We start from the raw sequence: 7,419 nt of genomic DNA, 5'->3' as shown, positions 1-7,419 counted from the left end.
GTAGTAAATGGTGTTCATGGAAGCCTCCTTTTGGTAATTTGATTTCGGACGGCCATGCCGATCCGACCGCTTGTTCTTCAAGCTATCAATACCACTGGCGGCTTCCTGTTTGAATCAATTCTTATACATTCTAACAGCCACCAATTACCAAGTGGCTGTCCCCCAAAAGAGCTATACCCAACAAACAATAAAAAAGGTGATCGCCATGGAAACAAAAAAATTTATGTATTATCAAGACGAGGATGTGTTCATTGGATGGCTTGAAGACTTTCCTGATTATAAAACACAAGGGGAAACTCTTGATGAATTAAAGGAAAATCTGAAAGACATATATGAAGAATTAACCAGTGGCAAGATACCTAACGTTCTTCATGTCGGGGAGCTTCGTGTTGCATGAAGCGTAAAGATTTAATCCGTGCCATTGAGGAAATAGGATGCGTCTTTATTCGTCATGGAGGCCGGCACGATTGGTATCAGAATCCAGAGACGAAAATATCGCAACCAGTCCCTCGGCATAGCGGGCAATACCGCCTTCCGGATCACCTCAGGAGGGATGACGCTGCGCTTTCCGAAGTAGCGAGCACTTCCGCAAAGAGGTCATAGTCATTAGCGTCGGTGATTGTACAGGGTATGATTTTTCCGACGGTCAGGTTTCTCCCCTTTACATAGGTTACACCGTCGATATCCGGGGTCTGTCTCCAGCACCGCCCGATAGAGGGGAAATCGGGGATTTCGCTCATGCCTTCGATGATGACTTCCTGGATTGAACCAATAAGGGACTGATTGATTTCATAGGAAATAACGGCCTGCTCTTCCATAAGAATTTGTCTCCGTTCCTCTTTTTCCCTTTCCGATATTCGGGAAGGATAGGTAGCCGCTGTCGTACCTTCTTCTCTGGAATAGGTGAAGACACCTAAGTGATCAAACCGCGTCTCCCTGACGAAGGAGACGAGTCTGTTGAATTGTGTGCGTGTTTCTCCCGGAAACCCAACGATAATGGATGTTCTCAGAGCCACATCAGGGATTATTCCTCTTGCCTTTTTGATGGATTTCCTGATCAGGTCGCCGCCGCCGCGTCTCTTCATGGCCACAAGTATTTCATCGTCAATGTGCTGGATCGGGATGTCAATGTAATGACAGATACTGTTTTCATTGGCTATGGTCTTCAGTATCTCATCGGTAAGGCTGGCGGGGTGGGTATAGAGGAGTCGTATCCAGCGAATTCCCTGTATGGATGCCAGTTTTTTCAGTAAATCGCTCAGGGTTGGCTTTCCTTTCAGATCACGCCCATAGGCTGTCGTGTCCTGAGCGGTGATGATGAGTTCTTTAACCCCACCGCTCACAAGGGTTTCCGCTTCCGTCAGGATATCGTCAATCGCTCTGCTCCTGGCCTTTCCCCGGATCGTCGGGATTACGCAGTAGGAACAACGATTCGAACATCCGTCGGCGATCTTGAGATAGGCGCTGTGAAAAGGCGTCGTTGTGAGGCGGGGATAGCTTGCATTCATCAGGAAGGAAGGCTTGCCGATGATCGACCGAAGGCCTGTGGGCGCTAAAAGAAATAAACCGTCCAGGTGTTGGGCGATGTTCGGTACTTCTCCAACCCCCAGGAAAAGGTCTACTTCAGGCAATTCTTTTTCCAAAACTCTTCCGTAGCGCTGGGGGAGGCAGCCTGTTACAACCAGATGGGTACAGGGCCCTTTTTCTCCTTTTTTCCATTTCGCCATCCTCAGGATTTCATCGATGGATTCCTCCTTTGCAGGCAGGATGAAAGCGCAGGTATTGATCAGTATGATATGTGCCTTGTCTGCCTGAGGAATGATGCGGTAGCCGCTCTTTGAGAGAAGCGCGGCCATGACCTCGGAATCGACCAGATTTTTCGGGCAGCCGAGGCTTATGATGTGCACGTTTCTGTATTTCAATGGGGGATCTTTCTGGCAAGCACCTTTCTTGGTTTAACACCGTCGGAGGGGCCGACGATTCCTTCAGCTTCCATGCGTTCGATCATACGGGCAGCGCGGTTATAGCCGACTTTGAGGTATCTCTGTACCAGGGAGATCGATGCATGCCCCAGTTCAGTTACCAGCTCGACTGCCTCGTCGTATTTTTCATCAAAATCCTCGTCCGGTTTTTCGCCTTCCGTTGAATCAGGATGATATTCCGATATCGATTCGTCGTATGCGGGCATAGCCTGTTTTTTTACGAAGTCTACGATTTTCTCTATCTCTTTGTCGGACACATACGGCCCGTGTATACGGACCAGTTTCGATGTGCCGGGGGGCATAAAGAGCATGTCGCCAAAACCCAGGAGATTTTCAGCCCCGAGCTGATCGAGGATCGTCCGTGAGTCTACCTTCGATGAGACCTGAAAGGATATCCGTGTGGGGAAATTGGCTTTTATAACACCGGTAATGACATCGACCGATGGTCTCTGGGTAGCTAATATCAGGTGAATCCCCGCGGCTCTCGCCATCTGGGCGATACGGGCGAGGGATTCCTCCACGTTTCTCTGGGCGACCATCATCAGGTCTGCAAGCTCATCGATGATGATGACGATGTAAGGCAGTTTGACAGAAGCTTCACCCTCACCTTCCCGTTTTCCATTGATGCCATGCGTCTGGATTGTTTTTTCTTTCAGCTTTTTTTCGATAAGCCTGTTATATGCCTCGATGTTTTTAACCCCTAATTCGACGATTGTCTTGTAGCGCCTTTCCATTTCTTCGACGGCCCATTTGAGAACCTGAGAGGCTTTTTTCGGGTCAACCACAACCGGATGGAGGAGGTGTGGTATCCCTTCATATGCGGAAAGTTCGAGTCTTTTTGGATCAATCATGAGGAACTTAACGTCGTCCGGTGGAGCCTTGAACAAAATACTGCAGATCATGGCGTTAAGAGAGACACTTTTTCCTGATCCTGTTGTGCCGGCGATCAGGAGGTGGGGCATCCTGGTGAGATCGGTGATTACGGGGATTCCTACAATATCTTCTCCGAGGGCGATGGGGAGCTTGAATGGGGATTCAAGGAAAACATCGTTATCTAAAACGTCTTTCAGGTGTACGGGTTCCCGCTCATGATTGGGAATTTCAATGCCGATGACTGCTTTTCCCGGTATAGGGGCGATGATTCTGATGCTCGGCGCCCTGAGTGCCAAAGCGAGGTCGTCAGAGAGGTTGGTGATTTTAGTAATCTTTACACCGGCTGCGGGCTCCAGTTCATACATGGTAATAAGTGGACCGGGTTTGACTTCAACTACCTTTCCCTCGACGCCGAAATCGGCAAGCTTTTTTTCGAGGATCCGGGAATTCATAATGAGGCTTTCCCGCTTTATCCTCGTGTCCTTACGTTCAACCTGGTCTAAGAGCGAGAGCGGCGGCAGTTTAAAGACGCCGTTTTTTTGCAGGAAATCAAAGTGAGACTGTTCCGCCTTTTTCCGTCGCGTCTTTTCCATCGATAGCGTTGTGGCGTCAATCACGGGAACCGTTTTCTTTTTATCCTCTTCGATTCTATCCTTTTTCCCTTTCAGCATCTCTGTGCTTTTAGACGTGAATATTTTCATACCTGACCATGACGCGATAGTAATATCTTTGGATCTCCTGCCGAGAGACACGAGGGATAAATCGACCATAATAATAAGAGATATAATAAGGATGAGCACAAGGAGGATATAGGCGCCTGTCTGATTGAGGTACCCATTCAGAAACTCTGCCGAAACAGTTCCCAGGATACCTCCTGCACCGAGTTTGACGCCATAGACCTGGACTTCGGCTATACTTGCTGCAAGGAGGGTAGACGTGGAGAAAATAAGACCAATGAGACCAAAAACTCCCACGAGAGTGATTTTAAAAGATTCGTCGAGGAAGTACCTGAATGAAATTATTAAAAAAACCAGGGGAATGACGAATGCGCCTATGCCGAAGATCCTAATGAGGGAATCGGCAGTGTGTGATCCTACGGAACCTACGAGGTTATGCGTCTTCACATTGTCAGTTGCAAAATGTGTAAAGGATGGATCCTGAGGGTGGTAGGAAGCAAGGCACAGCAGGAGAAAGATGGCACATGCCAGGCAAATCACCCCCGAGATTTCTCTTAATTTTCTGTTGTCCAATTTCCTTACTTTCAGCTCATAATAATGAACGACTTTTCACAAGATCATGCTGCTTTAGCAGACCGTGTTTCTTCATAATTTCTGGTAATGATATTTCGTACCCTGTCAATGAGCTCTTGACGGTTTTCTACGGAATATCGGCTAACATCTATCGGCCTGTCTATGACCATGGTGATTTTCCCGGGTGTTATTTGTAAGGATCGTTTGGGCATGACTTCTCTGGAGCCTATAATGGATATCGGTACGATAGGGACGCCTGACTTTATAGCCAAGTAAAACATACCCTTTTTAAAAGGCTTGATATTTTCATCTTTGCTTCTCGTCCCCTCCGGAAAAGACATTATAGATTTCCCTGCTCTGAGCTTCCGGGCTGCCTCTTCAAGGCTCATCATCGCCTTTTCATGGCTTTGTCTGTCGATCTCTATGTATCCGGCGTTTCGCATCGCTGCTCCAAAAAGGGGTATATTGAAGAGTTCCTTTTTAACGATCCACCGAAACTGGCCGGGCAGATGAGCAAGAACGATGAGGATATCAAAATCACTATGATGATTGGCCATAAATATCTGCGGCTTTCCCATCAGGATATTTTCCACACCGATAATCTCTACCCTGGTATTGGCTAAGGCAAGAAGCACCTTGGCCCAGATTTTGGCTACCCTGTGGCTTATGTTTTCATCCGGACGAATAAAAGAGAAGGCGATAAGATAGCACGACATAAATGCAGTAACCGCTACACTTGTTATTACTATAAGTAAAGATCGAATCATGGATCAATCCTTAATATCATCGATAACTTTTACACTTATCAGTGTATTTTCTACTTGATAATATAGGTGAAGTCAATAAGGATTATTCCACCTGTTCACGATAGAAAGAGTGTTCCGAGAAAAGGATTGACAAAAGATAGGCATGGTAATAGCATGGCTGCCCCAAGAACAAGAAAATGCTGAGACTTTTTACTGTGAAATTTACGCAGTGGATGTGGGGATTGAGTAGATTATTCGTTTAATACTATTATACGAAAGTGTAATTAATGAATAAAATTGTTAATAAAAAAAGAGCTTTAGAAATTATTGGAAACTTTTCCAGGTCAAAAGTTTTAGTGGTCGGGGATATCATGGTCGATCATTTTATATGGGGCAAGGTATCGCGGATTTCGCCGGAGGCCCCCGTTCCCGTCGTGGAGGTCCAATCGGACAATTTTATGCTTGGGGGGTGTGCCAATGTATTGAATAATATCTTTGCCCTGGGAGGTAAAGTATATGTGACCGGTGTTATCGGTTCCGATACCATGGGAGAGCGGTTGTTAGGGGAGTTGCGCAAAAGGCACATAGATACAGATGGGATTCTTGTAGAAGCTAAACGCCCTACTACACTAAAGACCAGGATTGTGGCCCACTCTCAGCAAGTTGTAAGATTTGATCGGGAGAGTAGAGTGCCTATTGAATCGAACAGTATCGAGAAGATAAGAGAGTACATAAAAAACGTGATGGATGAGGTGGGCGCCATAGTTATTTCGGATTACAATAAAGGGGTAATTACGATGCCCCTTCTGAATGATATTCGTAAAGTTATATCCGGGAAAGGTATCCCCGTTTGCGTTGATCCCAAACAGAATGACTTTTCTCTGTATCAGGATTTTGACATCATTACGCCTAATCATCATGAGGCTGGACGTGCTGCCGGTATGGAGATTATGGATGGGCGTGATATTGTGAGAATAGGGAGGAGACTTCTTGATCAATTTAATTTCAAAGCGCTTCTTATTACACGCGGCGAAGAAGGCATGAATCTTTTTGAAAAGGATGGCAAAATTACCCATACTGCTTTTCCCGCCCAGGCCAGAGAAGTCTTTGATGTGACCGGCGCCGGGGATACGGTTATTGGTGTTCTTGCGCTCTGCATAGCCTCCGGGGCAAGCTTTAAAGAAGCAGCCGCTCTGGCAAATTATGCTGCCGGTATTGTTGTGGGAAAGGTGGGAACGGCCACAACTTCACAGGACGAACTCAGAGAGGTGCTATGAGCAAACCGCGGCCTGCAGAGGCAGTCAAACTGCTCATGGGCACTATTTATACGGATGGTGATTTACTGAAAAGTATTCTTGAGGTATTATCTGAACAATATGGGGAGATTGAATTTATCAGTGCCCGGATGCCTTTTCATTATACTGACTATTATACGGGAGAAATGGGATCACCACTGATAAGACGGTTTATTATTTTCAATACTTTGATCCGGCCGGAATCATTGCCGGAAGTTAAACTGTTAACAAATGATGTGGAAGATAGATTTTCGGCAGGCGGAAAGAGAGGGGTTAATATTGATCCCGGATATATATCGCAGGCTCATTTGATCCTCGCAACGGGCAAAGGCTACACGCACCGCCCATACCTGCGGGATGGTATCTATGCCGATCTCACCCTGATTTACAAAGACAAGTCATTTCATTCCCTCCCATGGACTTACCCGGATTATGCAGAAAAGTCTGTTATAGAAATGTTTAATAGGATACGATCAAAATATATCATGCAGTTGAAACACTAAAGAGAAGACAGGAAACAGAATACAGGAGTCAGAAGGGAGTGTAATAACTTCTGGCTTTTTCATTATCATTGATAGGAGTTTGTAATGATTCAAAGTATGACCGGCTACGGCAGGACCGAAGCTATTCTAAATGATAGAAAATACACAGTGGAAATAAAATCCCTGAACCATCGTTATCTGGAGATTTCTCTTCGGGTTCCTACTTTACTCTCACCTCTCGAACTGGAGATTAAGAAAAAGATCAGTGGAAGATTTACCCGTGGAAGGATAGAGGCAAGCATCAGGATGGATTCTGAGAGCGGTTCTCTAAGTGAGGGCAGGTATGAGTTGAATCTCCCACTTATTCAGAATTATTATGAATTGCTTGTGCGATTGAGACAGGAGCTTAACCTTAAAGAGAAGATTACTCTCACTATGATGACCGGGTTCAGAGATACATTTGTTCTGAAAGACCCCGGTCTTGATCTTTCCGTTGTCTGGGAGGACTTGGAAACGGTACTTGACAAAGCGATGGCTGCTTTAATCGAAATGAGAAAAAAGGAGGGAGAAAACATATACCATGATTTAATGCAGAGATTAAATCTGATCATGAAGTCTCTTGATTCCATCGCATTGCGGGCGCCTCAGGTTACCGTAGAGTATCAAAAACGACTTAGTGAGCGGGTAAAAGAGCTTACGGGAGGGATGGTACTCGATGATCTGCGATTATGCCAGGAGGTAGCCATCATGGCTGAAAAAAGTGATATAACGGAGGAGATTGTCCGTTTTAA

8 protein-coding genes are annotated in these 7,419 nt (G+C 45.8%); 5 read left to right on the top strand and 3 right to left on the bottom strand.

The annotated features are described in order from the left end of the window. Positions 1-205: 205 nt before the first annotated feature. Positions 206-397 carry a type II toxin-antitoxin system HicB family antitoxin gene (locus NTW12_01995; GenBank protein ID MCX5845123.1) on the top strand — a complete coding sequence of 64 codons (192 nt, stop codon included), beginning with the start codon at positions 206-208 and terminating at the stop codon, positions 395-397. Continuing rightward, positions 394-603: a type II toxin-antitoxin system HicA family toxin gene (locus tag NTW12_01990; protein MCX5845122.1), complete on the top strand. Its 210-nt coding sequence runs from the start codon at positions 394-396 to the stop codon at positions 601-603. The genes NTW12_01995 and NTW12_01990 overlap by 4 nt, the downstream gene beginning before the upstream one ends. Here NTW12_01990 and rimO read toward each other — a convergent pair. The 3 genes from rimO to NTW12_01975 are packed head-to-tail and all read right to left on the bottom strand — an operon-like array spanning position 540 to position 4,872. Next, a complete protein-coding gene (gene rimO, locus NTW12_01985; protein MCX5845121.1) occupies positions 540-1,922 on the bottom strand; it encodes a 30S ribosomal protein S12 methylthiotransferase RimO in 1,383 nt (460 codons plus the stop codon). The genes NTW12_01990 and rimO overlap by 64 nt on opposite strands. Then, entirely contained in the window at positions 1,919-4,105 is a 2,187-nt protein-coding gene (locus tag NTW12_01980) for a DNA translocase FtsK 4TM domain-containing protein (GenBank protein MCX5845120.1), read from the bottom strand. The genes rimO and NTW12_01980 overlap by 4 nt, the downstream gene beginning before the upstream one ends. 44 nt (positions 4,106-4,149) lie before the next feature. Continuing rightward, complete coding sequence (locus NTW12_01975) at positions 4,150-4,872, bottom strand: lysophospholipid acyltransferase family protein (GenBank protein ID MCX5845119.1); 723 nt, start codon at positions 4,870-4,872, stop codon at positions 4,150-4,152. A gap of 266 nt (positions 4,873-5,138) precedes the next feature. Between NTW12_01975 and rfaE1 the strand changes: the two genes are divergently transcribed. The 3 genes from rfaE1 to NTW12_01960 form a co-directional block, all read left to right on the top strand. Further along, positions 5,139-6,128, top strand: coding sequence for a D-glycero-beta-D-manno-heptose-7-phosphate kinase (rfaE1, locus tag NTW12_01970; GenBank protein MCX5845118.1), 990 nt, complete (start codon positions 5,139-5,141; stop codon positions 6,126-6,128). Next, complete coding sequence (locus NTW12_01965) at positions 6,125-6,649, top strand: DUF4416 family protein (protein MCX5845117.1); 525 nt, start codon at positions 6,125-6,127, stop codon at positions 6,647-6,649. The genes rfaE1 and NTW12_01965 overlap by 4 nt, the downstream gene beginning before the upstream one ends. Positions 6,650-6,733: 84 nt before the next feature. After that, positions 6,734-7,419: YicC family protein (locus NTW12_01960; protein ID MCX5845116.1), on the top strand; the 686-nt coding region annotated here is incomplete at its 3' end.

This window comes from Deltaproteobacteria bacterium, assembly GCA_026388545.1.
GTDB lineage: Bacteria > Desulfobacterota > Syntrophia > Syntrophales > UBA2185 > JAPLJS01.
Note: the sequence above shows the minus strand (reverse complement) of the source record. Positions and strands in the feature narration are given on the sequence as shown.

What these genes read in the sequence shown, in the direction of transcription:
- NTW12_01965 (MCX5845117.1), top strand. Translation starts at nt 6,125, where the DNA reads ATGAGCAAACCGCGGCCTGCAGAGGCAGTCAAACTGCTCATGGGCACT.
- rfaE1 (MCX5845118.1), top strand. Translation starts at nt 5,139, where the DNA reads ATGAATAAAATTGTTAATAAAAAAAGAGCTTTAGAAATTATTGGAAAC.
- NTW12_01995 (MCX5845123.1), top strand. Translation starts at nt 206, where the DNA reads ATGGAAACAAAAAAATTTATGTATTATCAAGACGAGGATGTGTTCATT.
- NTW12_01990 (MCX5845122.1), top strand. Translation starts at nt 394, where the DNA reads ATGAAGCGTAAAGATTTAATCCGTGCCATTGAGGAAATAGGATGCGTC.
- NTW12_01975 (MCX5845119.1), bottom strand. Translation starts at nt 4,872, where the DNA reads ATGATTCGATCTTTACTTATAGTAATAACAAGTGTAGCGGTTACTGCA.